This window comes from Faecalibacterium sp. (assembly GCF_052358865.1).
In the GTDB taxonomy this organism is placed as follows: domain Bacteria; phylum Bacillota; class Clostridia; order Oscillospirales; family Ruminococcaceae; genus Faecalibacterium; species Faecalibacterium butyricigenerans.
The window spans coordinates 33,059-55,408 of sequence record NZ_DAWCVJ010000006.1; the positions used below are offsets into that span (position 1 = coordinate 33,059).

The window sequence follows — 22,350 nt, forward strand, 5'->3', positions numbered from 1 at the left end:
ATCTCCTGTCCGTTCTGTTCAGCTCCATGCGGTATCTGCCCGGCTGATGGAGGTGTATCCGCCAAAGAAAGCCTTGGCGGCATCCATGCCCACCACGCCGCTGTCCACGACCTCGGCTTCTGCCGCCAGCCGGTCGCTCACACCGCAGATAGCCACCTGATAAGTCTTGCCCGCATCCGGCTGCACCGGGCTTACCAGCACATAGGGGTAGCCCTTGCCGTTGCCGTAGGCATCATAGCCCTCCGCCAGCAGGTCGTTGATCTGCTGGCCGGTCAGGGTGACGGTCTGGATGGTGCGGTTCCAGCCGGTGGGCAGGATGACCGAAAGGTCGTAATCCGTAATGCCCTTGGCGTACAGCTTGGCAGCGACGCCGTGGTGGTTCTGATCGGTGGGGTTGCCGGGGATCCATGTGCTCAGCGAGACCAGCGCAAGGTCGCTGCCGGTGGCCTGTGCAAAGCAGCGCCCCACCAGCATGGCGCAGTCCTCCTGCGAAAGTTCCTCCGTAACGGTAGTGATGACATCCGGGGTGTTGTTCACCACACTGTCCTGATCCTCGTCCAGCTGACGGATCACATCCTCCATGGTAGCATTGCCCTTGATGAAGTCCAGCATTTTAAGGCCGGTGGTCACGATGGTGTTTTCCCAGCCGGAGTAGATAAAGGGCGCAGTGTTGCCTGCATTCATGGCTTCGGCAACATCGGCGTAGTAGGTGTCGTCTGCCTTTGCATCCTTGAAGGGCAGCAGGCTGCTTTTCAGTGTGCTTGCGGCAAGCAGGGCGCTGGTGCCCGCAACGGTGGAAAGCACGCGCATCACCTTGAGCGCATCCTCCAGCTTCTGAGGGCTCTGCTCCAGCTTTTTGCTCAGGCCGTAGAAACGGTTCACCTTCAGAACAAAAACATTCTGGGTGCCGTCCTCCGAGAGATAGGGCATCAACCCGAATTTATCGGCGTTGCCGTCTGCCTCCACGATGCCATTGGTGCCGCCCAACAAAAACAGGGTGTTGCCCTCGGTCATCCTCTGCCGGGTCACATTGTCGTCAAGGGCATCGCCGGAGTCGTTCAGCATCCCGATGTCCTTCCACTTCTGGACATAGGCCATCGCCTGCATCATGCCGGGGGTGCTGCTGACGTTTGCTGCGCCGGACAGATAATCCTTCTGCCACAGTCTGCCGTCCAGTGTGCCAAGGAAATCGGCATCTGCAATGTTGCACAGATACTGGAAACCGTAGCCCGGGTACTGGATCTGCGGCAGACAGAGATCGACCCCGGCTTCCTTTGCCTTTGCAGCCAGTTCTTCCAGATCAGCGAAAGAATTGGGCAGTTCCCAGCCGTGTTCCCGCAGCAGGGTCTTATTATAGGTGATGCCATAGCAGTTGTAAGCCGAGGGCAGCAGATAGATGGCACCGCCGTCGAATACATCCTGCAAGCGGGACTCCACATAGTTGTCGGTAAAATCATAGCCGGAAAGGTCCAGCAGCTTGTTGGACACAAGGTCGGTCATGGGATTATAGACCGAAAGAGTGCAAATATCCGGCAGGTCGCCCGCCGCAAACATATTCTGCAAACAGGTGGTGGTGTTATCGCCGCTGTACGGCACGACCTCGATGTTCACCTCCGGATAAACGCTGTGCACCTGCTCAATAAAGGCTTCTACCTCCAGATAAGGTGCCATAAAGGTGACGGCTTCGCGCACATCCTCTGTCTGACTTTCAGCCTTGCCGCCGCCGCAGGCGGTCAGCGCTGCCGCAGCAGCCACGACGCCGGCGGCCTGCAAAAAAGAGCGGCGAGAGATTTTGTTCATCATAGGATGCTCCTCACATTTCCAATATTTTTAAGTTTATCATTATAATAGAGGTGTTTCAAGCGTTTTTGCCCAAAAAAGACGCGCGCGCGGCCTCTTTTGGCCCTCTCCGCCCTCCTTTTGCGTCAGCAGCCCGGAGGGGCAAAAAGAAAAGCACGAAGGCCGAAACCTTCGTGCTTTGTGGTGGGCCAGGCAGGATGCTTCCATTGCCAGAAACTTCCTGCCATATAATAGTTTAGCCGGCAGCGAACAATGCAAGATTTTCAGAGGCATTGCGCTGGCTCCAAGGAACGACCTTCACATCATAGTTTGTGAAGGCGTCCTCAATTCCACGGGAGATATTATTTTGATCATTCAGAATCACAATTAGTTGACTGTTGTTTTTTCGGACAAGCTTTGTGTCGTTCCATGCAAATAAAATATTGCCGACGCTGGATTTACTTGGGTTATTCACTGCCTGACAGAGACGCTCGGGCTGTGTCTTAGTTCTTTGGAACAGAAAATCATAGCTATGAGTAAAACCTGATGTTCCAGTAAATTGAACATTGTCCGAATAAAATATATCTCTCGAATCAAAGAACTGCTGAATATCATCGGTAAACAATGACGCTGTTTTCGATTTTGAGAGCGCAAACATGTCATCTACTCTCAAAATTGCCTGAATAAACAGGTGCTTTTTCTTTGCAAATTCCTGAATAGGAGCTTTTGCGGTCAACTCATCTCCTTCGCAATTAACGCCGAATTGTGCTAAAATGCGCTGAAGATGTTTTTTTCGATTGGGTGTAAATTGAAAACCCGTAGCTTTCAAATTACTGATCGTTGCCGAATCGTCCGAAAAGAGAATGTCATTTCCATCTTGACGAACGTAAATTTGCAAATAATCATTTGCATTATCTAAATACGGAGTAGTAATCTCGTAATACTCGCCAATCTTTGAAAATGTAATTTCACTTTTTAACCATTGCGTATAATCGTTGATCAATTTTTGAATATCCAAGATTATTCCTCCTTTCTTTAACACAACTCCAGCTGATAACTTATTGTTGGCATTTTGACAACGTTAAAACGTTTCAAAAATGCCAAGGTGCTCTCAACAAAATTATCTGACTTTATATCTTCGGCCTCATAGGCCATGGAACGGCCATACTCTTCCGTATATATATGCCAGTGGCTTCCTATAATTTTCCGGCCATCGGGATTTTGATGTACGTTTGTAGGATTCATGTGAAGCTCCAAAAGCATCACACCATTGACCTTTACTCTGGCTCCTATATTAACTTTTGCCGATTGAATCTTTCCACGGAAGATGGATATAACAAACATATCCCGCTTGTTTTCGCCGACAGCTTCAAATTCTAACTTCTTTCCGGGTGAAGGAAAGTTCAATTCGTCTTCAAAAAGACTTTTGAGCATCTCAAGCATCCTTCTGGCTTCGGCATCTGTTATAGTTCCTTGTCCCATTGAACTTGCCTCCTCTCTATAACGGATTGTACCATTCTTTAACACGATTTTCAATAAGCGACTCAGCGTTCGTTCTGCTTTCATCCAAAGAAAACAAAAAGTCCAAACCCATCTTCAATCAGAAGCAGGTTCGGACTTTTCTTGTTTTGGTGGGCCAGGCAGGACTTGAACCCGCGACCAAGCGGTTATGAGCCGCCAGCTCTGACCAGCTGAGCTACTGGCCCGCGAACGCGGCGCGCTGCCGCGTGTGGACTGACTATAAGTATACCAAAAAAATCCGGAAATGCAAAGCCCTCCGGGCGAATTTATTTCGTGCGGCGGGCGTCGAGCTTGCCCAGCATGAACTCATCGAGCATCTCGGGCTGGAACAGCGGTTCCTTGTAGCCGAAGGCCTCCCGGATGAAGATGAGGGTCACGACGGTCTGACGGCCCGGGTCCAGCCGGAGGGTGTAGAGGGTGTCCAGCGGCTGCTGGGTGGGCTGGTGGAGGGTCAGGTGAAGGGCGAAGCCGCCGTCGTTCTCCCGGCGGCACTCGTAGGCGAAAAGGTCATCGGGGCTGTGCTGGTCGAGCCGGTCGAAGCAGTCGTCCAGCGGCAGGTCGGTGCGGAACTCGGAAAGGCCGCTGGGGCCGTACTGGCTGCGGCGGCCTTTGTCCTGCTTCGCCAGCAGGAATACGATGAAGCCGAGGATGGCGGCCAGAAGCAGGATGGAAAAAACAGCGTTCATGGATGTCCTCCGATGGAATTTGAATCATGTTTTCCTTATTGTAACACAACCCGCCCCAAATTGTGTTATAATATTTGAAAAATTCCAAAAACTGATGGGGAGCCTGCGCCCTTTCTGCGGGCGGGAGGGACGATATGAAACTCAGATTCACGCGCAAGACATGGTATTTCCTGCTGCTGGCCTCGGCCGCAGCCTCCATGCTCAACGGCTTTGCCGTCCTGAGCGGGAACAGCTTCGGACTCATCGAGCAGGTCGCATTTGCAATGGCGGGCATCTCGGCCCTCTTCCTCGCCGCCGAGAAAGGCTCGGCGGGCTGGGAGAAGCGGAACTTCACGGGCGTGTTCGTTCTGCTGATGGTCAGCTACATGGTCAACGGCTGGGCAGGCTACCTCTGCTCGGCGCTGGCGTGGCCGCTGCTGCTGAGCACCGAGTACAAGCGGGGGATGGCCGTCCAGCGTCAGCTCCAGCTGGTGGGTGCGGCGGAGGCCCTCCACCTGCTCTTCCTGCTGATGGCGAAGTACGGCGGCATGGCCGCGCTGGGCTTCTGGACGAATCTGCTTTGGGTGCTGCTGGCCTGCGCCCGGGGCTGGGCAGCACTGAGCCTCTACAAGATGCAGGAGGACGCATGACGCAGCGGCGGAGAAAGCGCCGCAGCCGCTTCGGGCGGCGGGCCTTTCTGGCGGGGGCAGGCTGCGCCGCGCTGGCCGGTGCGGGGCTGATGCTGCGCCGGGGGCAGACTGTTTCGGCCCTGTCGGTGCCTGCCCCGGAGGCAGAGCCGAACGCCGCTCTGCCCGCCGGGGAGTGGCGGGCTGTCTGGGTGAGCTATCTGGAATGGGCCGGGATGGACTTCTCCTCGGAAGAAGCCTTCCGGGCCGGGGCAGCGGCCCTGATGGACAACTGCCTGTCCATCGGGCTGAACACCGTCATCGTGCAGGTGCGGCCCTTCGGGGATGCCCTCTACCGCAGCAGACTCTTCCCGTGGAGCCATGTCTGCACCGGGGAGCAGGGGAAAGACCCCGGCTTCGACCCGCTGGACGTCCTCATCACCGAGGCCCACAGCCGGGGGCTTTCGCTGGAAGCGTGGGTCAACCCCTACCGTCTCCGCTCCTCGGCGAAGATGCCCGCCGTGCTGGCCGAAAGCAACCTCGCCAACACCCACCCCGAGTGGGTCTGCGCTGTGGGCGAGGGGCTGTACCTGAACCCGGCCCTCCCCGAGGCGGCGGACTATGTGGTGCAGGGCGTGGCCGAGCTGGTGCAGAACTATGCCGTGGACGGCATCCACTTCGACGACTATTTCTATCCCACCACCGACCCGGCGCTGGACGCGGCCCAGTTCGCCTCCAGCGGCGCGGGAAAGCTGGACGAATGGCGGCGGCAGAATGTCACGGCGCTGGTCAAGGCGGCCCACGACGCCGTGAAAGCCGCCGATGCCACCCTCCGCTTCGGGGTCAGCCCGCAGGGCAACCCGGACAACGATCTCTCGGAGCAATACAGCGACGTCCGGGCATGGCTGACGGCAGAGGGGGAGGATGCCGTGGTGGACTACCTCTGCCCGCAGGTCTATTGGGGCTATGGTTACACCCTCCGGTCCGGCAGCACCCGCTTCGCCTTCGAGAACATCGTGCCCGAGTGGCTGGCCATGCCCCGGGCGGCGTCCACGGCCCTCTATTTCGGGCTGGGGGCCTACCGTGTGGGCAGCGGCGACGGCGGGGCCAACGAGGACAGCCTGAGCCAGTGGTGCACCGGAAGCGCCCTTGCCCGGCAGGTGGATGACCTGCGCCGTCTCGGTGCGGGGGGATGGGCGCTCTACCGGTACGATTCGCTCTTCCGGCCTGCCCAGCCGGAGCCTGCCGCCGCCGAACGGGCGGCGCTGGCCGCGCTGACTGTGGGCTAAGGCCTTGTATGGAAAATAAAAATGCGGTATACTATAGCAATCGTGAGCAATCGTGAGCAATCGTGCAAAAACAATGTTTTGAGGATAAAAAGTCATGAAAAAGACAAAGCGAATCGTACTGCTCGTTCTGGCGGTGGTGGTATTGCTGCTGGCGGCGTATGCGGGAAAGACCGTGCTGGACCTGAAGAACAGCGCCGCCACGGAGGTGCAGGAGGAGGACAGCACCCGCTGGGCCGAGCTGACCAGCGACCCGCTCACCCTCGAGGGCATCGCCGACGGCTCGGCCAAATACGCCTCGGCGGCGGTGAACGGCAGCCTGAATCTTGTGTTCAACGGCATCTGGAGCCGCCAGACCGACTATTTCACCGTCCCGGGCGGCAGCCTGACCATCACCGGCTATGGCACCGCCGAGGGCACCCGGCGGTATAAAATATCCGTCTGGCAGAAGGTGGCCGGCGGCGCACAGTACGTCAACGACAGCACCTATTACTTCAAGACCGACGGCCAGAACTACCGCTGCGTCATCTCCGGGCTGGACCCGGCGGCCAGCTACCGGCTGACTATCTCCTACGATTCCAGCCGCTACTACCTCTACGGCGGACTCAAGGTGGAGGGCATCGCGGCATGAAGACACAGACGAAAAATTCGCTCATGCTGATGCTCTGCGCCTTCATCTGGGGCACGGCGTTCGTGGCCCAGAGCGCAGGCTCCGGCATGGGGGCCTATTCCTTCCTCGCGGGGCGGAGCTGGCTGGCTGTCCTCGTGCTGCTCCCGACCATGGCCACCTTTGATGCCCTGCGCAAAAAGCAGGGCGCGGCCTACGGCTGGCCCAAGGAAAGAGCGGAGCGGATGACTCTGCTGACGGCGGGCCTCGTCTGCGGCACCCTTCTGTTCGCAGCCTCTGCGGCCCAGCAGATCGGCATCACCATCAACCCCTCCACGGCCAAGGCGGGCTTCCTGACGGCCATGTACGTCGTGCTGGTGCCGGTGTTCGGCCTGTTTCTGGGCCGGAAGGGCAGCGCCCAGCTCTGGGCCAGCATGGTCATCGCCGTGGTGGGCCTTTACCTGCTCTGCATGAAGAACGGCTTCGGCGGCGTCGAGACCAGCGACTGGATCCTGTTCTCCTGCGCGGTGCTGTTCAGCTTCCAGATCATGTCCATCGACCACTTTTCGCCGCTGGTGGACGGCGTGAGGCTGAGCCTCTTGCAGTTTATCGTAGTCGCAGTGGAGAGCACGGCGGCGGCGCTTCTCTTTGAGACGCCGACGCTGGCGGAATTTGGTGCCAATCTCCTGCCCATCGCCTATTGCGGCGTGCTGTCCAGCGGTGCGGGCTATACGCTCCAGATCTTGGGACAGAAAAACCTGAACCCCGCCATCGCCAGCCTTATCATGTGTCTGGAAAGCGTGTTCAGCGCTTTGGGCGGCTGGCTGCTGCTGAACCAGAGCCTTTCGCTGCGGGAGAGTGCGGGCTGCGCCCTCATCTTTGCCGCCGTCGTGCTGTCCCAGCTGCCGCTTGAGGAGCTGCGCGGATGCAAAAAGGGCGCGTGACGCTGCGGGTGGCCGGGGGCATCCCCTACGAGCTGACGCGGAAGAAGGTCAAATACTTCAACCTTCATGTCCGGCGGGACGGTTCTGTGGCCCTCAGCTCCCCTCTGCGCATATCGCCGGAGGCGGCGGATCACTATATCATCGGCCAGATGGACTGGATACGGGCGGCACAGGCCCGGCAGGCCGCCCGCGAGAAGCGGCAGGCGTCGCTGCCCGACAGGGATGTCGCGCTGGCCCACTTCACGGCCATGAGCGATAAGGTCTACCCGGCCTTTGCCGGGGTCCTGAACGGGCAGAAGCCCGCCATCAAGGTGCGCAGCATGACCAGCTGCTGGGGCGTCTGCCATATGGCCAAGCGCCAGATCACCTTTGCGCTCCAGCTTTACAATATGCCCGAGGCGGCGCAGATCTATGTGGTAGTACATGAGTACTGCCACTTTTTGCAGCCGAACCACAGCCCGGCGTTCTGGGCCGAGGTGGCCAAGCTGATGCCGGACTGGAAGGCCCGGCGAGATTTGTTGAAAAGATAACGGCCTAGCCCGCTCTGTTACCTTCGGGGACATCTCTCCCAAGGGGAGAGGCAGAAAGGCTCCCCCTCTGGGGGAGCTGGCAGACCCGGAAGGGTCTGACTGAGAGGGCAAGCCACTGGAAAATAAGAGGAATACGTCATTGGAAAACGAAAAAAAGGCCGGCGGCGATAAATATTCGAAGCTCGCCGGAAACACCATCATCTTTGCCATCAGCAGCTTTTCGTCCAAGCTGCTGACGCTCATCGTCCAGCCGTTTCTGACCTATGCGATGGCCGAGATCTCTGACCTCGGCCTGTCCAAGATCCTGAGCCAGTATGCCAACCTGCTCATCCCCTTCGTGTCGATGGGAATGTCCAACGCCATCATCCGCTTCGGCCTCGACAAGGGCAACAGTGAAAAGCAGGTGTTCACCAACGGCCTGCTCACCATCCTCGGGGGCTTCGGCATCCTCGTGCTCTGCTGGCCAGTGGCGCAGTTCCTGCCCGACATGGCCCAGTACGGCCTGCTCATCTATATCTACGTCCTCATGAGCTGTCTGCGTACCCTCTGCACCCAGTTCGTGCGCAGCCGCCAGTGGAACAAGCTGGTGGCTGTGGACGGCGTGCTCTGCACGGTGGCGACCATGGCCTTCTATGTGCTCTATCTGGTGGGCTTCCGCTGGGGCGCGAACGGCTACCTGCTGGCCATCATCAGCGGCGACTTCGTCAGCGTGCTCTTCCTGATGCTGACCGGAAAGCTCTGGAACTTTATCGAGCTGAAGGGCCTCAACAAGACCCTCTGGAAGCAGATGCTCCGCTTCTCGCTGCCCATGATCCCGGCCCAGATCAGCTTCTGGATCATCAACGCCTCAGACCTGTTCTTCGTGCGCGAGATGTGCGACGGCCTCGACGGCCACAGCGGCGATGCATGGAGCGGCCTGCTCTCCACCGGCTACTTTCTGCCCACCATCCTCACCACGCTGGGCCTCATCTTCTACGATGCATGGCAGCTGTCGGCGGTGACGGAGGAGGAGGGAAGAGCCAAGTTCTTCACCCAGATCTTCCGCACCTATTCCAGCGTGCTGTTCTGCTGCGCGGCGGGCATCATCTGGCTCTGCCGCCCGGTCATGCACATCATGAAGGCCAACTATTACTATGCGTGGCACTTCGTGCCCTTCCTCGTGATGGCCTCCACCTGCAGCTGCTTCAACCAGTTCATGAACAGCGTCTACGTCGTGAATAAGAAGTCCCAGCGGAGCATGGTCACGATGATGGCGGGTGCCGTGAGCAACTGCATCATGAACTACTTCTTCATCAAGTGGTGGGGCCCTGTGGGCGCGACCTATGCGTCCTTCCTCGGCCTCGGTCTGGTGTTCACCCTCCGCGCCATCGACGCCCACGGCATGATCGGGATGCGCGTCCATCCGGGCCGTGTCCTCGTCAACGCCGCCGCGCTGGTGTTCGAGGCTTTCGTGCTGCTGGCAGAGACGCCCCTGTACGGCCTCTGGACGGGCATCATCACGGCCCTCATCATCCTGTACAACTTCTCCGGCGTCTGGGGCATGGCCCGCATCCTGCTGCCGAAGCTTCTGGGCCGCCGGGGCAAGGCCCTTGTGGCTGTCGTGGACGGCTGGATGACGAAGAAATAAACGCTTCCCGGACAGGAAAAAAACGCCCTCTCATCGATACCGCGATGAGGGGGCGTTTGGTTTGTCTCAAGTCAAAAAATCGAAAAAATGTGATAAAAGCTAGAGCCGCTGCCGGGTCACAGTTGTTTTTCGAGCCAGCCGGCGATGTCCGCAAAGACCTCGGCTTTGTTCGTCTCCATCAGCAGCTCGTGGCGGGCACCGGGATAGAACTTCGCCTCGATGTTCCGGACGCCGATGTCCCGGAGGCTCTGGATGGCCCGCCGGACTCCGGCGGTGCGCTCGCCTACAGGGTCGGCGTCACCGGCGAGGAAGAGCAGGGGCAGCTCCTTGGGCATTCCGGCCAGAACGGCGGGGTCGTACAGCCGCAGGATGCCGGTGAACATACTGTAGTAGGCGTTCAGGGTGAAGGTGAACATACAGCGCTCGTCGGCACGGTACTTGTCCACCTCGGCTGCGTCGCGGTTGAGCCAGTCGTGGGGCGTGCGCCCCTCAAGGCCCTTGTTGTAGCCGAGGAAGGAAAGGCTGGCCACGAGCCGGCTGCGGTGTTCCCAGCCGAAAAAGACGGCCAGCACCCGGCAGAGGGCTTTCGCTGCGGCGACCAGAGCTTTGGGCTGGAAGCCGGTGCCCATGAGGATGGCTCCGTCCAGCTCGCCGCCCCACTCGCAGAGGTACTGGCGGGCGTAGAACGACCCCATGCTGTGCCCCAGAAGAAAATAGGGGACGCCGGGGTAGAGCTGCTTGGTCAGGACGGTCAGGGCGTGGAGGTCGTTGAGGACGGCACGGTTGCCGTCCGGCTGGGCGAAGAAGCCGTAGTCGTCCTTCGTGCGGATGGAACCGCCGTGGCCCAGATGGTCGTGGCCGGTGACGAGGATGCCCTGCCCGGCCAGATGCTCGGCCAGCGGCTTGTACCGGTCGATGAACTCCACCATGCCGTGGGATAGCTGCAGGACGGCCCGCACCCTGCCCTCCGGCACACAGCGGAATGCGTGGAGCGTCCGGCCCGGCACGCAGGAGGGGAGGGTGAAGTCGGTCATCTGACTCATGTGAGGATTCTCCGTTTCCGCTTACAGCGCGGCGATCTTGGCCCGGCAGGCGGGGCAGATGCAGTAGCCCTCATACTGGGCCATGCCGGCCACCAGCTCGCCGCAGAAGTCGCAGCTGCCGGCGGGACGGTGCTTTTTGAGGATGATCTGATCGCCCTCCACGAAGATCTCGAGTTTCGAGTCCTTGTCGATGTGCATATTGGTGCGCAGTTCCTTGGGAAGGACGATGCGCCCCAGAGAGTCGATGCCACGAACGATGCCAGTTGTTTTCATATTCATTTCTCCTTTGGTAGTGTGTCCGGAAGAATGGCAGATATGGCACTGATTGCGACGATGCGACGCAAAAAATGTTCCTGCGCAGGAAAAACAGGAAAAAACTGTCAACTTCTTTCCTACTCAGTATACAAAAAGTTGAGCCGTTCGTCAATCGAAACGTGGAGTTTCGACAAAAACTTCTCAAAGAAACCGCAAAATCAGGGTCAGGCGCTTCCGGGGACGCCCCTCTTTGCTGTCTCCGTTGACAAACAGGGCCGGAGAGGGTAAACTTAGGCAGAGATAATTGCAATTCATTTGCCTATGATAGATAAAAAGGAGAAATCATTATGCCAAATCCGAAGATCCGCACCCGATTTGCCCCCTCGCCCACGGGTTATATGCATGTTGGCAACCTGCGCACCGCGCTGTACACCTACCTGATGGCCAAGCACGACGGCGGCACCTTCATCCTCCGCATCGAGGACACCGATCAGGGCCGCTACGTCGAGGGCGCTGTGGACGTCATCTACAACACCCTGCGGGAGACCGGCCTGCTGTGGGACGAAGGCCCCGATGTGGGCGGCCCCGTCGGCCCCTACGTCCAGAGCGAGCGGATGGGGATGTTCAAGCAGTACGCCGAACAGCTGGTGGCAGAGGGCAAGGCCTACTACTGCTTCTGCACCGAGGAGCGTCTGGAGGCCCTCCACGCCGAGCAGCGCGCCCACGGCGAGATGACCCACTACGACGGCTGCTGCCGCGACCTGCCGAAGGAAGAGGTGGAAAAGCGCCTCGCCGCCGGTGAGCCGTACGTCATCCGCCAGAAGATCCCCCGTGAGGGCGTGACCGGCTTCGACGATATGGTCTACGGCCACATCGAGGTCAACAACAGCGAGATGGACGACCAGATCCTCATCAAGACCGACGGGATGCCCACCTACAACTTTGCCAATGTGGTGGACGACCACCTCATGGGCATCACCCACGTCATCCGCGGCAGCGAATACCTGTCCTCCACCCCGAAGTACAACCTGCTGTATCAGGCGTTCGGCTGGAACATCCCGAACTACATCCACTGCCCGCCGGTCATGAAGGACGCCCAGAACAAGCTCTCCAAGCGCAACGGCGATGCCAGCTATCAGGACCTCGTGGCCAAGGGCTACCTGACCGAGGCCATCCTGAATTACATCTGCCTGCTGGGCTGGAGCCCCAAGGGGGAGTATGCCGAGCAGGAGATCTTCTCGCTGGCAGATCTGGTCAAGATCTGGACGCCGGACGGTATCTCCAAGTCGCCTGCCATCTTCGACCCTCTCAAGCTGCGGGCCATCAATGCAGAGTATATCCGCCGCCTGTCTCCCGAGGAGTTCCTTGCCAAGGCCGAGCCGTGGATCGACAGCGCCGTCCACACCCCCATCGACAAGAAACTGCTCTGCGCAAACCTTCAGCCCCGCTGCGAGGTGCTGGGCGAGATCCCCGAGCAGCTGGACTTCTTCGACGTCATGCCCGAGTATGACGTGAGCCTCTACACCAACAAGAAGCAGAAGACCACCCCCGAGTCCGCCAAGGAGGCGCTGGAGGCCCTGCTGCCCGTCCTGAGCGACGAGGCGCTGGACTTTGGCGACCGTGACACCGTCTTTGATGCCTGCAAGGCCAAGGCCGAAGAGCTGGGCAAGAAGAACGGCTGGCTGCTCTACCCGCTGGGCATCGCCCTCTCGGGCAAGCAGCGCACCCCCGGCGGCGGCACCGACCTCGCCTGCATGATGGGCCGCGAAAAGACCCTCGAGCGGGTGAAGGCCGCCATCGGGAAGCTGAATGGGTAAAAAGACCTTATAAAAACGTAAGGAGGCAGTCTGTATGATGTATCCGTTCATGACGCTGGACGATAACACTGAGGTCGTCCATTCAGAAATGCTCCCGGACCATCGCGTCAAGGTTTATTTCGAGAAGCCGGATGCGAAGGATTGCTTCCATTCTGCGGTGTGTTATCTCCCCGATTATAAGTGGGAGGACATCAACGGCTTTACCCCGGCGGAGATCGCCCGGTATCAGGAGCTTGTGGAGTCCACAGCGCATCTGATCTTGCAGTTCTCCAAAGAGGGAGGCGTCGAAAATGCCGCAGGTTTTTAAGAGTGTCCTGCGCAACATCATGGCCATTATCGAAGCACGAAGCGCCGAGGTCGTCGCAAAATGGACGAGCTTTTTTGGCGAAGCACACTATTTCTGCTGAGATTTTATCCCATCCCATCACCCCGCCAAAAACCGCGCCGCGTCTGGGCTAGAGTATATGCAACAGGCGCGGGAAACAGAACAGTACAACGTGATATTGCAGAAGATCCCCGCCGGAAAGCGGGGATTTTTCTATGCAGGTGTCTTTTCGGACCATCCAGACCTCTACGGGCAGAAAGCCGGTGGGCGGCGCGCTCCGGGCGCGGGCGGCGGTGCGGCCCGCCCTGCGGCAGGGGTGTGCATTTCTGCTGGGGCTGGCCGGAGGCTGGGCTGTGCTGTACGGGGCGCTGATGCCCTTCGGGCTGGGGCTGACGCTGGGCTTTGGGGAGGACTGCTTTGCCGTGGGGGCTGCCGGGGCAGCGCTGGGGCTGCTGGCGCGGAGCTTCGGTGCGCTGACGGTGGAGAGCATCTGCCTGCTCTGCGGGCTGGGCGCGGCAGTGGCTGCGCGGTGGCTCTGGCCGGGCCGGTTCGGCCCGGCGGTGCTGGCAGGCTGCGGCACGCTGGCGGGGAGCGCCGTCTGCTTCGCGGCGGGGGAGGAGAACGGCGTTCAGCTCCTGCTGCTCTGCGGCGGGGACGCCCTGCTGGCGGCGGCGCTGGGGCTGGGCCTCCGCCGCTTCCCGCCCGAAAAGCCGGGGATGGGCAGCCTGCTGCTGGCGGCCGCCGTGGCAGCCGCATGGGGAGGGGTGAGATTCGGGCTTCTCCTGCCCGGGGTGCTGGTCTGTGCGGCGGCAGAGCTGGCCCTCTGCTGCAAGGGTCTGCCGCTGGCGGCACTGGCCCTCAGCGGGGTGACGGGGGCGGCGCTGGCTTCCGCCGACCCTTCTCTTGCCCCTGCCGCCGCCGGGCTGGCCTGCGGGTGTGCCGCTGCGGCGGTGCTTGCCCCGGCAAGGCGCATCGAGGGGCTTGCGGCCTACGGAGGCGGCTGTGTGGCGGGGGTGCTCTGCGTCCAGCCGCTGGCCGGGGCATTCGGCTTCCTGCTCAGCGCCGGGGCAGGCGCGGGGCTTTGCGCCCTGCTGCCTGCGGGCTGGCTTGCCCCTGCCGCCAAGGACGATGACCCGCCCGGGGACGAGCGGCCCCGCCTCTCCGCCGCTGCGACCCGGCTGGAAGCGGTGGCCGAAAGCCTCTCCTCGCTGGCGGAGACGGTGAACGAGGTATACGACGCTTTTCCGCGCCGGTGCGAGGATTTCCGCTGGGTCATCGACAACATCCACGACAGCCTCTGCGCCAACTGCGGGCGGCGGGAGGTCTGCTGGAAGCAGGAGCACGCCGCCACGCTGGAAGGGATGGAGGCCCTGCGCCCCATTCTGGAAGAGCGGGGCCATCTGGAGACCATGCTTCTGCCCGGACAGCTGGCCCGGTGCATCCACCCGGCGGCGCTCTGCGCGGCGGGAGACAGGGCCTTTGCCCTCTACCGCAGCCGCCGAGAGGCCCGCGTCCACTCCGAGGCCATGCGGACGGCCCTCACCGAGCAGTACAGCGCGGTGGCCGATGCGCTGGGCGTCCTCAGCGAGCAGCTGGGCCGTCCCGGAAGCCCCGAGCCGTATAAATCGGGCCGGGTGGCGGCGCTGTTTGCCCAGCTGGGCACGCCGCCGCTGGAATGCGCCGTCACGCTGGATGATCTGGGCCGCACCCGGGCGGCGGTGACGCTGCCCCGCACCCGCTTCAGCGAAAAGGAGCTGGCCGCGCTGGCCGGGGAGGTGGGGCGCATCTGCCGCCGCAGCCTTGAGCCGCCGCAGGTGCTCTCCTGCAAGGGGATGACCACCCTGCTCTTTGCGGAAAAGCCGCTGCTGCGGGCCGTGTTCGGGACGGCGGGCGCAGCGGCACGGGGCGAAATATCCGGCGACGCAGTGCAGCAGTTCTGCAGCGCGGCGGCCGCGCAGATGATCCTCTGCGACGGCATGGGGACGGGACGCCCTGCGGCAGTGGACGGCAATCTGGCCGCAGAGCTGACGGCCCGGCTGCTGAAAGCGGGCTTTACCGCCGAGCTTGCGGCGAGGCTGGTGAATGTGGCGCTGGCCCTCAAGAGCGACGAGGAGAGCGGCGCGACCCTTGACCTCGTCAGCGTGGACCTCTACACCGGCACGGCACGGCTCTTCAAGGCCGGCGCGGCCCCGGGCTTCCTCGTCCATGGGGGCAAGGCCCGGGCCGTGGGCGAAGCCAGCCTGCCCATGGGCATCCTCGGGGGCGTCAGCGGCCAGAGCCGGGTGGTGCATCTGACAGCGGGGGACTATGTGGTGCTGGTGTCGGACGGTCTGCTGGCAGACGGCCCGGGCTGGGTGCTCCAGCAACTGGAGCTTTCCGCTGCCAAGGCCGAAGCCCCTGACCTGCTGGCGAAAAAGCTGGTGGAGGCGGCCCGTGCCCGTGCTGTCCAGCGGGGCAGGCCCGACGACATCACCGCTGCGGTGCTCCGGCTCGAGAACAGTTGAGATTGCTTTTTGGGCGGCAAAGGGGTATACTGAAAAGTATCCCAACTGACCATAGGAGAGATTATCATGCTGACGATCACAGTTGCACAGGACGGCAGCGGCGACTTCGCATCCATCGCGGAGGCGGTGCTGGCCGTACCTTATGAGGAGGAAGCGTTGGTGCAGGTCGGCCCCGGACTTTACCGGGAAAAGCTGATCTGCGAGAAGCGCTGCATCACCCTGCGGGGGGCGGGCGCAGACCGGACACGGCTCGTGTGGGGCGACGGCGGAAAGCTGCCCCACAAGGACGGCCGTCCTACCCACACCTTCCGCAGCTACACCGCCTTTTTCAGCGGCGGGACGCTCTGCGTGGAGGACATGACCATCGAGAATGACGCAGGGCCGGGCGCACAGGCCGGGCAGGCCGTCGCGGCCTATGTGGACAGCGCTCGGGCGGTGTTCCGGCGGGTGAAGCTGCTGGGCAATCAGGATACCCTCTTCTGCGCCCCGCTGCCCGAAAAGGAGCGGGAGAAGGACGGCTTCCTCGGTCCGAGGGGCCTTGCGCCCCGCCGCCCGACGGCCCAGTACTATACCGAATGCGAGATCGCGGGGGACATCGATTTCATCTTCGGCGGCGGAGATGCGCTGTTCGAGAACTGCACCCTCCGCACCGTGGATAACCACATCCCCCACAGCTATGTCACCGCCCCGTCGGGCAAAGCCGACGGGCTGGGCTTCGTGTTCTGGAACTGCGATTTCGTCTCCGACTGCCCGGCGGGCAGCGTCTATCTGGGCCGTCCGTGGCGTCCCGAGGGGAAGACGGCGGTGCTGGACTGCCGCCTCGGTGCCCACATCGCCCCGGAAGGCTTCATCGCGTGGAACGACCGCACGGACACCGGTCTCGCCACCTTCGCCGAGGCCGACAGCGCTGGCCCGGGCGCGGCAGAGCGTCCGGCGTGGGTGCGTGCCCTCTCCGGGCCGGAGGCGGCGGCGCTGCTGGCCCGCGCCCGCGCCCTCTGCCGCCCGGCATGACGGAGAATGTGACCGATGAAAAAACTGCCTGACTTTGTAAAATGGCTCATCATCGCTGCGGTGCTGGCCGGGATGGCCGCCCTGATGGTGGCCGTGAACGACCGGGCCTCCCGGGTGAAGATGCCGATGCCGGACAACAGCCTCGGCATCTACCGCACGACGCCCGCCGCCGGAAACTGAATCCTGAACCTTGAAACGGGACTGCTGCAAAGCGGCCCCGTTTTTTGCATAATCCTGCCCCGCTTTGCGTATGCTGTACGGACAAAACTGAATGGGTGGGAGGCATGGGTATGTTTGTGGTCACACTGAGTAAGGCAAGCGTCAAGAAGGTGGGCGTTGGGGCACTGTGCTGTGCGCTGGTGGTGTTCAGCGCCATGCTGGGGCGTTACATCAGCACCCGCACGGTGGCCGTCGCGGCGGCGAACAATAAGATCGAAAGTGCACAGGACATCCAGACGTGGTTCACGGGCTACGGGCTGGACGTAGATGGGGCGTCCATCACCGCCGACAAGGTCAAGATCCCCCGGAAGTGGGACGACAGCTTCTCGGCCTTCAATGGGGTGGTGCAGCAGAGCGGGATGGACCTCACCCGCTACAAGGGCAAGACGGTGGAAAAGTGGACGGCGCTCATCCCCGCCGCCAGCCGGGGCGACGTGAGCAGCTACGGCGTGCTGCTGGTCTACCGGAAGAAGGCCGTCGGGGCGTATCTGCTGGAAAAGCCCTCCGGCGTCGTCACGGGCCTGAAGGACGCCCAGACCGCCATGGCATTGCAGGAGGCCGAGCAGGTGTCCGGCGAGGACTTCAGCGGCGACTGGGGAGAGCGGCACGATGAGGAGCTGACCGACGAACAGGCCCGGCAGACCTCGGGCGAGGATTTCAGCGGGGACTGGGGCGAGCGCCACGACGAAGAGCTGACCAGTGAACAGGCGCAACAGACCTCCGGAGAGCCGGAAAATGCACAGAGCCAGCCCGTGCAGTATACCGACCTGCCGCTGGACGCCGAGGGCTACCCCGTCGAATAGGTGTCATTTTGCACGAAAAAGTGCGGTGAAGCAGAAAAGATGTGCAATAGTGGTATTTCTGGAAAAATATTCTGTTCAATGTTACTAAAATTTTTGATAAAAAATCGGCAATATGGAAGGGTGAAAAAAGAACGACTAAGGTTTATAATAGAGATAGACATCCAGCAGCCAGAAGGTTCGAGTGCTGTGTCCCGATGGGCAGGGTGAGCTGCCCGGGAGGATCGGATGAAGTAAGGAGAAAATGATCATGAAGGAATTCCAGTACACCGTTAAGGATGCCTGCGGCATCCACGCACGTCCCGCCGGCCTGCTCGTCAAGGTGGCCAAGGGCTTTGCAAGCACCGCTACCCTCGAAAAGGCAGGCAAGACCTGCGACCTGCGCAAGCTGATGGCCCTGATGGGCATGGGCGTCAAGCAGGGCGACACCGTGACCATCAAAGTGGAGGGCGACGACGAGGCCGCCTGCGCCGAAGCGATCCAGAAATTCCTGAGCGAGAACGTCTGATCGCCCAGTGTGATGAGAAGCCCTTGCGGGGAATGCCTGCGAGGGCTTTTTGTTACGAAGATGAAAACGATGAAATAAGGAGAAAATGCAATGCAGGTAGGCACCGGTAAAAGCATCCTGAATGGCATTGCCATCGGAAAGCTGAAGATCTATAAGAAAAAGAATACCGTTATCTCCGCCGCTGAGGTGGCCGACACCGCCGCTGAACTCCAGCGCTTTGAGGATGCCCGCGCCAAGGCCATCGACCAGCAGACCGCCCTCTACGAGAAGGCTCTGGCTGAGGCCGGCGAGGACATCGCCGAGGTGTTCAACATCCATGCCATGATGCTGGACGACGACGACTTCGTGGACGCCATCAAAGAGATCATCAACGGCCAGCACCGCTGCGCCGAGTACGCCGTCAAGACCGCCGGAGACAATCAGGCCGCCGTCTTTGCGGCTATGGACGACCCCTATTTGCAGGCCCGCAGCGCCGATGTCATCGACATCGCGCAGGCCATCCTCGATATTCTGCAGGGGGTGGACAACGCGACGCTGCAGGGCACCGAGCCGAGCATCCTCGTGGCAGAGGACCTCGCCCCCTCCGAGACTGTCCGGATGGACAAGAGCCTGCTGCTGGGCTTCATCACCCGGGAGGGCAGCTCCAACAGCCACACCGCCATCCTCGCCCGCAGCATGAACATCCCCGCCCTTATCCAGTGCAAGGACATTCAGGACGACTGGGACGGCAAGATGGCGGTCGTGGACGGCTACAATGCCTGCGTCTACGTTGACCCCACCCCCGACCTGCTCAAGAGCCTGAAAAAGCGCCAGCAGGAGGACCAGAAAAAGCAGGCCCTCTTACAGGAGCTGAAGGGCAAGCCCAACACCACCCTTGACGGCAGGACCATCAACGTCTTTGCCAACATCGGCGGCATGGGCGACGTGGGTGCGGTGCAGCAGAACGACGCCGGCGGCGTCGGCCTCTTCCGCACCGAGTTCGTCTACCTCAACTGCAAGGACTTCCCGACGGAGGACTACCAGTTCGAGGCCTATAAGCAGGTGCTGGAGAGCCTTGCGCCCCGCAAGGTGGTCGTCCGCACCTGCGACATCGGCGCGGACAAGACCGTGGATTACATGAAGCTGGACCACGAGGACAACCCCGCACTGGGCTACCGCGCCATCCGCATCTGCCTGACCCGGAAGGACTTCTTCAAGACCCAGCTGCGTGCGCTGCTGCGGGCTTCGGCCTACGGCAACATGAGCATCATGTTCCCCATGATCACCAGCCTGCGGGAGCTGCAGGACGCCAAGGCCGTGCTGGACGAGTGCCGCGCCGAGCTGCGTGCAGAGGGCAAGAAGTTCGACGAGAAGATGGAAGTGGGCACCATGATCGAGACGCCTGCCGCCGTCCTCATCGCGGACGAGCTGGCGGAGGAGTGCGACTTCTTCTCCATCGGCACCAACGACCTGACCCAGTACACCTGTGCGCTGGACCGTCAGAACGCAAAGCTGGAGCCGTTCTTCAACCCCCACCACCCCGCTGTCCTCCGGGCCATCAAGATGACCATCGACGCGGGCCACCGCCATGGCATCTGGGTGGGCATCTGCGGTGAGCTGGGCGCAGACACCGCCCTCACCGAGACCTTCCTGCGGATGGGCGTGGATGAGCTGTCCATGAACGCCAAGAGCGTGCTGCCCGTGCGCAAGATCATCCGCAGCATCGACCTGAGCAAGCCTTCGGATAAATAAGGCATTCCACGCTGAACCCTCGGCCCCCGGCAGGGAACTTCCCCGCCGGGGGCTTTCTGCACCCGAAAAATTTGCAGAAATGCTTTAAAACCATAAAGTGCAGTGCTATACTGATAGCATTGGTACATCTGCTGAGAGGAAATATTTATGACACGACTGCTTATCCGCCTGTTCATCAGGCATCCGGAGGACACGAAGGACGCCGCCGTCCGCACGGCCTACGGCAATCTGGCCAGCCTTGTGGGTATGGCCTGCAATATTCTGCTCTGTCTGGGCAAGCTGACGGCGGGCACCCTTTTCGGCTCCATCGCCATCATGGCCGACGCGCTGAACAACCTTTCGGACGCTTCCTCCAACGTGGTGAGCCTTGTGGGCTTCCGGCTGGCAGCCAAAGGCCCGGACGAGAAGCACCCCTACGGCCACGCCCGGTATGAGTACCTCGCGGGCCTCGTGGTCTGCGTCACCATCCTCGCCATCGGGCTTTCGCTGCTGAAGGAATCGGTCCTGAAGGTGCTCCACCCCACGGCGGTGGTGTTCAGCTGGCTCAGCGTGGCGGTGCTGGCGGCGTCCATCGGCGTCAAGCTCTGGATGAGCCGTTTCAACAAGACCATCGGCCAGCGCATTGGCTCTGAGACCCTGATGGCCACCGCCGCCGACAGCCGGAACGACGTACTGACCACCAGCGCCGTCCTCCTGTCCACCGTCCTCTCCCGCCTGACGGGCTGGGATGTGCTGGATGGCCTCATGGGCGTGGCGGTGGCCGGGTTCATCCTGTGGTCGGGGTGGGGGCTGATGATGGATACCCTCAGCCCGCTTCTGGGCGAAAGCCCCTCGCCAGAGCTGGTGGAGCACATCGAGCGCACCGTCATGAGCTATCCCGGCGTGCTGGGCGTCCACGACCTGATGGTCCACGATTACGGCCCGGGGCATCAGTTCGCCTCGCTCCACATCGAGTTCCCGGCGGAGGCCGACCCCTTGGAGGCCCACGACATCATCGACAACATCGAGCGGGAATTTATGGAAAAAGACCGCCTGCAGGTCACCATCCACTACGACCCCATCGTGACATCGGACGCCGCCGTGGGCGTCCTGCGCAGCCGTCTGATGGAGAAAGCCCGCCAGATGGACCCGCGCCTGTCCGTCCATGACCTGCGCATCGTGCCGGGAGACAGCCACACCAATGTTCTCTTCGACCTTGTCTTCCCGGCGGGCTACACCGGCGATAAGGATGCCCGGCTGGCCGAGATGTGCAATTTCGTCAAGGAGCAGGACCCGAAATACTGCTGTGTCATAAAGGTGGAGCAGAGCTATGCGTCTGCCCCGCCCGAAGAGGAACAATAAGAAAAAGAGGGGAAGTATTATGCTGAACGAGACTTACCGCGCCATGCTGGGCCATAAGAGCGTCATCCGCGAGACTTTCATGTATGGCAAACAGCGCGCCGCCGAGATCGGCTATGAGAACGTGTTCGACTACTCACTGGGCAACCCCAGCGTGCCCTGCCCGGACAAGTTCACCAAGACCATGCAGACCCTGCTGGCCGAGGAGGAGCCGGTGGCCCTCCACGGCTACTGCCCCAGTCAGGGCGACCCGGGCTTCCGCACCGCTGTGGCGGCCCATCTGGCCGGGACCTTCGGCCTGCCCTACGAGCAGAAGGATATTTTCCCCACCACGGGTGCGGCGGGGGCCATCGCCCACGCCATCCGCGCTGTGACCAAGCCCGGCGACGAGGTGCTGACCTTCGCGCCCTATTTCCCGGAGTACGGCCCCTATGTTGGGGGCACCGGCGCGGTCCTGAAGGTCGTGCCCCCGCAGGCCCCGGCCTTCCAGCCGAACCTCGACGCCTTTGAGGCGATGCTGAACGAGAATGTCGCCTGCGTCCTCATCAACACCCCCAACAACCCCACCGGCGTGGTCTACTCTGCCGGGACGCTGACCCGGCTGGCTGACATCCTGACCGAGAAAAGCAGGGCCTTCGGCCACACGATCTTCCTCGTCAGCGATGAGCCTTACCGCGACATCGCGTTTGACGGAAGGAAGGTGCCTTACCCGGCGGCATTCTATCCCCACACCCTGACCTGCTTCTCCTTCTCCAAGAGCCTGAGCCTCCCCGGCGAGCGTCTGGGCTATGTGGCCGTCCGGCCCGGCTGTGAGGGCGAGGAGCTGCTGGTGGATATGATGGCCCAGATCTCCCGCTTCACCGGCCACAACTGCCCGCCCAGCATCATCCAGCGCGCCGTGGCCCAGTGCCTCGACGCGACCAGCGACCTTTCCGTCTACGAGACGAACATGAACCTGCTCTACGACAAGCTCACAGAGCTGGGCTTCGAGGTGGAGCGCCCCGGCGGCACCTTCTACATCTTTCCGAAGGCGCTGGAAGAGGACGCCAATGCCTTTTGCCTCAAGGCCCGGGAGTTCGACCTGCTGCTGGTGCCCAGCGACACCTTCGGCGTCAAGGGCTATGTCCGCTTTGCCTACTGCATCGACACCGAGAAGGTGGAGCGCAGCCTGCCTGCGCTGGAAAAGCTGGCTGCGGCCTATAAGTGAGGAAATA

Annotated in this window: 22 protein-coding genes and 1 tRNA gene; 16 read left to right on the forward strand and 7 right to left on the reverse strand. The window is 61.4% G+C overall.

Annotation, left to right across the window (positions count from 1 at the left end; translation table 11 throughout):
- Positions 1-18 precede the first annotated feature (18 nt).
- The 5 genes from ACT8X9_RS02195 to ACT8X9_RS02215 form a co-directional block, all read right to left on the reverse strand.
- The gene (locus ACT8X9_RS02195; protein ID WP_444267972.1) at positions 19-1,803 is read right to left on the reverse strand and encodes an extracellular solute-binding protein; all 1,785 of its coding nucleotides are present in this window, start codon (positions 1,801-1,803) and stop codon (positions 19-21) included.
- Positions 1,804-2,035: 232 nt separating this feature from the next.
- Entirely contained in the window at positions 2,036-2,797 is a 762-nt protein-coding gene (locus tag ACT8X9_RS02200) for a DUF1829 domain-containing protein (protein ID WP_444267973.1), read from the reverse strand.
- A 17-nt stretch (positions 2,798-2,814) separates the two neighbouring features.
- Complete coding sequence (locus ACT8X9_RS02205) at positions 2,815-3,261, reverse strand: DUF6978 family protein (protein ID WP_444267974.1); 447 nt, start codon at positions 3,259-3,261, stop codon at positions 2,815-2,817.
- 147 nt (positions 3,262-3,408) lie between these two features.
- Positions 3,409-3,485, reverse strand: a tRNA-Ile gene (locus ACT8X9_RS02210).
- Between the two features lie 81 nt (positions 3,486-3,566).
- Positions 3,567-3,986, reverse strand: a complete 420-nt coding sequence (locus ACT8X9_RS02215; protein ID WP_444267975.1) for a hypothetical protein — start codon at positions 3,984-3,986, stop codon at positions 3,567-3,569.
- Positions 3,987-4,120: 134 nt separating this feature from the next.
- On the opposite strand from ACT8X9_RS02215, the gene ACT8X9_RS02220 reads away from it, so the two are divergent.
- The 6 genes from ACT8X9_RS02220 (at position 4,121) to ACT8X9_RS02245 (ending at position 9,585) form a co-directional block, all read left to right on the forward strand.
- On the forward strand, positions 4,121-4,615 hold the full coding sequence (locus ACT8X9_RS02220) for a conjugal transfer protein TraD (RefSeq protein ID WP_444267976.1): 495 nt from the start codon (positions 4,121-4,123) through the stop codon (positions 4,613-4,615).
- Positions 4,612-5,880, forward strand: a complete 1,269-nt coding sequence (locus ACT8X9_RS02225) for a glycoside hydrolase family 10 protein (RefSeq protein ID WP_444267977.1) — start codon at positions 4,612-4,614, stop codon at positions 5,878-5,880. The genes ACT8X9_RS02220 and ACT8X9_RS02225 overlap by 4 nt, the downstream gene beginning before the upstream one ends.
- A gap of 94 nt (positions 5,881-5,974) precedes the next feature.
- Entirely contained in the window at positions 5,975-6,508 is a 534-nt protein-coding gene (locus ACT8X9_RS02230; protein WP_444267978.1) for a hypothetical protein, read from the forward strand.
- Positions 6,505-7,428, forward strand: a complete 924-nt coding sequence (locus ACT8X9_RS02235) for a DMT family transporter (protein WP_444267979.1) — start codon at positions 6,505-6,507, stop codon at positions 7,426-7,428. Before ACT8X9_RS02230 ends, ACT8X9_RS02235 begins: the two co-directional genes overlap by 4 nt.
- Positions 7,410-7,958: a M48 family metallopeptidase gene (locus tag ACT8X9_RS02240; RefSeq protein ID WP_249233733.1), complete on the forward strand. Its 549-nt coding sequence runs from the start codon at positions 7,410-7,412 to the stop codon at positions 7,956-7,958. Before ACT8X9_RS02235 ends, ACT8X9_RS02240 begins: the two co-directional genes overlap by 19 nt.
- A gap of 139 nt (positions 7,959-8,097) precedes the next feature.
- Positions 8,098-9,585: a lipopolysaccharide biosynthesis protein gene (locus ACT8X9_RS02245; protein ID WP_444267980.1), complete on the forward strand. Its 1,488-nt coding sequence runs from the start codon at positions 8,098-8,100 to the stop codon at positions 9,583-9,585.
- Positions 9,586-9,701: 116 nt separating this feature from the next.
- Here the strand turns inward: ACT8X9_RS02245 and ACT8X9_RS02250 are convergent, their stop codons facing one another.
- Positions 9,702-10,628, reverse strand: a complete 927-nt coding sequence (locus ACT8X9_RS02250) for an alpha/beta fold hydrolase (protein WP_444267981.1) — start codon at positions 10,626-10,628, stop codon at positions 9,702-9,704.
- Positions 10,629-10,649: 21 nt separating this feature from the next.
- On the reverse strand, positions 10,650-10,901 hold the full coding sequence (locus ACT8X9_RS02255) for an AbrB/MazE/SpoVT family DNA-binding domain-containing protein (protein ID WP_227620128.1): 252 nt from the start codon (positions 10,899-10,901) through the stop codon (positions 10,650-10,652).
- Positions 10,902-11,230: 329 nt separating this feature from the next.
- On the opposite strand from ACT8X9_RS02255, the gene gltX reads away from it, so the two are divergent.
- The 10 genes from gltX to ACT8X9_RS02305 all read left to right on the forward strand — a co-directional run bounded on the left by gltX (position 11,231) and on the right by ACT8X9_RS02305 (position 22,343).
- A complete protein-coding gene (gene gltX / locus ACT8X9_RS02260; RefSeq protein WP_444267982.1) occupies positions 11,231-12,700 on the forward strand; it encodes a glutamate--tRNA ligase in 1,470 nt (489 codons plus the stop codon).
- A gap of 34 nt (positions 12,701-12,734) precedes the next feature.
- Positions 12,735-13,007, forward strand: a complete 273-nt coding sequence (locus ACT8X9_RS02265; RefSeq protein ID WP_227620130.1) for a hypothetical protein — start codon at positions 12,735-12,737, stop codon at positions 13,005-13,007.
- A gap of 233 nt (positions 13,008-13,240) precedes the next feature.
- Positions 13,241-15,529, forward strand: coding sequence for a SpoIIE family protein phosphatase (locus tag ACT8X9_RS02270; protein ID WP_444267983.1), 2,289 nt, complete (start codon positions 13,241-13,243; stop codon positions 15,527-15,529).
- 66 nt (positions 15,530-15,595) lie between these two features.
- Positions 15,596-16,540 (forward strand): pectinesterase family protein, encoded by a 945-nt coding sequence (locus tag ACT8X9_RS02275; protein ID WP_227620131.1) that lies wholly within the window; start codon positions 15,596-15,598, stop codon positions 16,538-16,540.
- A 15-nt stretch (positions 16,541-16,555) separates the two neighbouring features.
- The gene (locus ACT8X9_RS02280; RefSeq protein ID WP_444267984.1) at positions 16,556-16,720 is read left to right on the forward strand and encodes a hypothetical protein; all 165 of its coding nucleotides are present in this window, start codon (positions 16,556-16,558) and stop codon (positions 16,718-16,720) included.
- Between the two features lie 110 nt (positions 16,721-16,830).
- Complete coding sequence (locus tag ACT8X9_RS02285; protein ID WP_444267985.1) at positions 16,831-17,562, forward strand: DUF4830 domain-containing protein; 732 nt, start codon at positions 16,831-16,833, stop codon at positions 17,560-17,562.
- Between the two features lie 241 nt (positions 17,563-17,803).
- On the forward strand, positions 17,804-18,067 hold the full coding sequence (locus tag ACT8X9_RS02290) for an HPr family phosphocarrier protein (protein ID WP_227620134.1): 264 nt from the start codon (positions 17,804-17,806) through the stop codon (positions 18,065-18,067).
- A 90-nt stretch (positions 18,068-18,157) separates the two neighbouring features.
- Positions 18,158-19,798, forward strand: coding sequence for a phosphoenolpyruvate--protein phosphotransferase (gene ptsP, locus ACT8X9_RS02295; protein WP_227620135.1), 1,641 nt, complete (start codon positions 18,158-18,160; stop codon positions 19,796-19,798).
- A 147-nt stretch (positions 19,799-19,945) separates the two neighbouring features.
- The gene (locus ACT8X9_RS02300; protein WP_227620136.1) at positions 19,946-21,139 is read left to right on the forward strand and encodes a cation diffusion facilitator family transporter; all 1,194 of its coding nucleotides are present in this window, start codon (positions 19,946-19,948) and stop codon (positions 21,137-21,139) included.
- A gap of 19 nt (positions 21,140-21,158) precedes the next feature.
- Positions 21,159-22,343 carry a pyridoxal phosphate-dependent aminotransferase gene (locus tag ACT8X9_RS02305; RefSeq protein WP_444267986.1) on the forward strand — a complete coding sequence of 395 codons (1,185 nt, stop codon included), beginning with the start codon at positions 21,159-21,161 and terminating at the stop codon, positions 22,341-22,343.
- Positions 22,344-22,350: the final 7 nt, after the last annotated feature.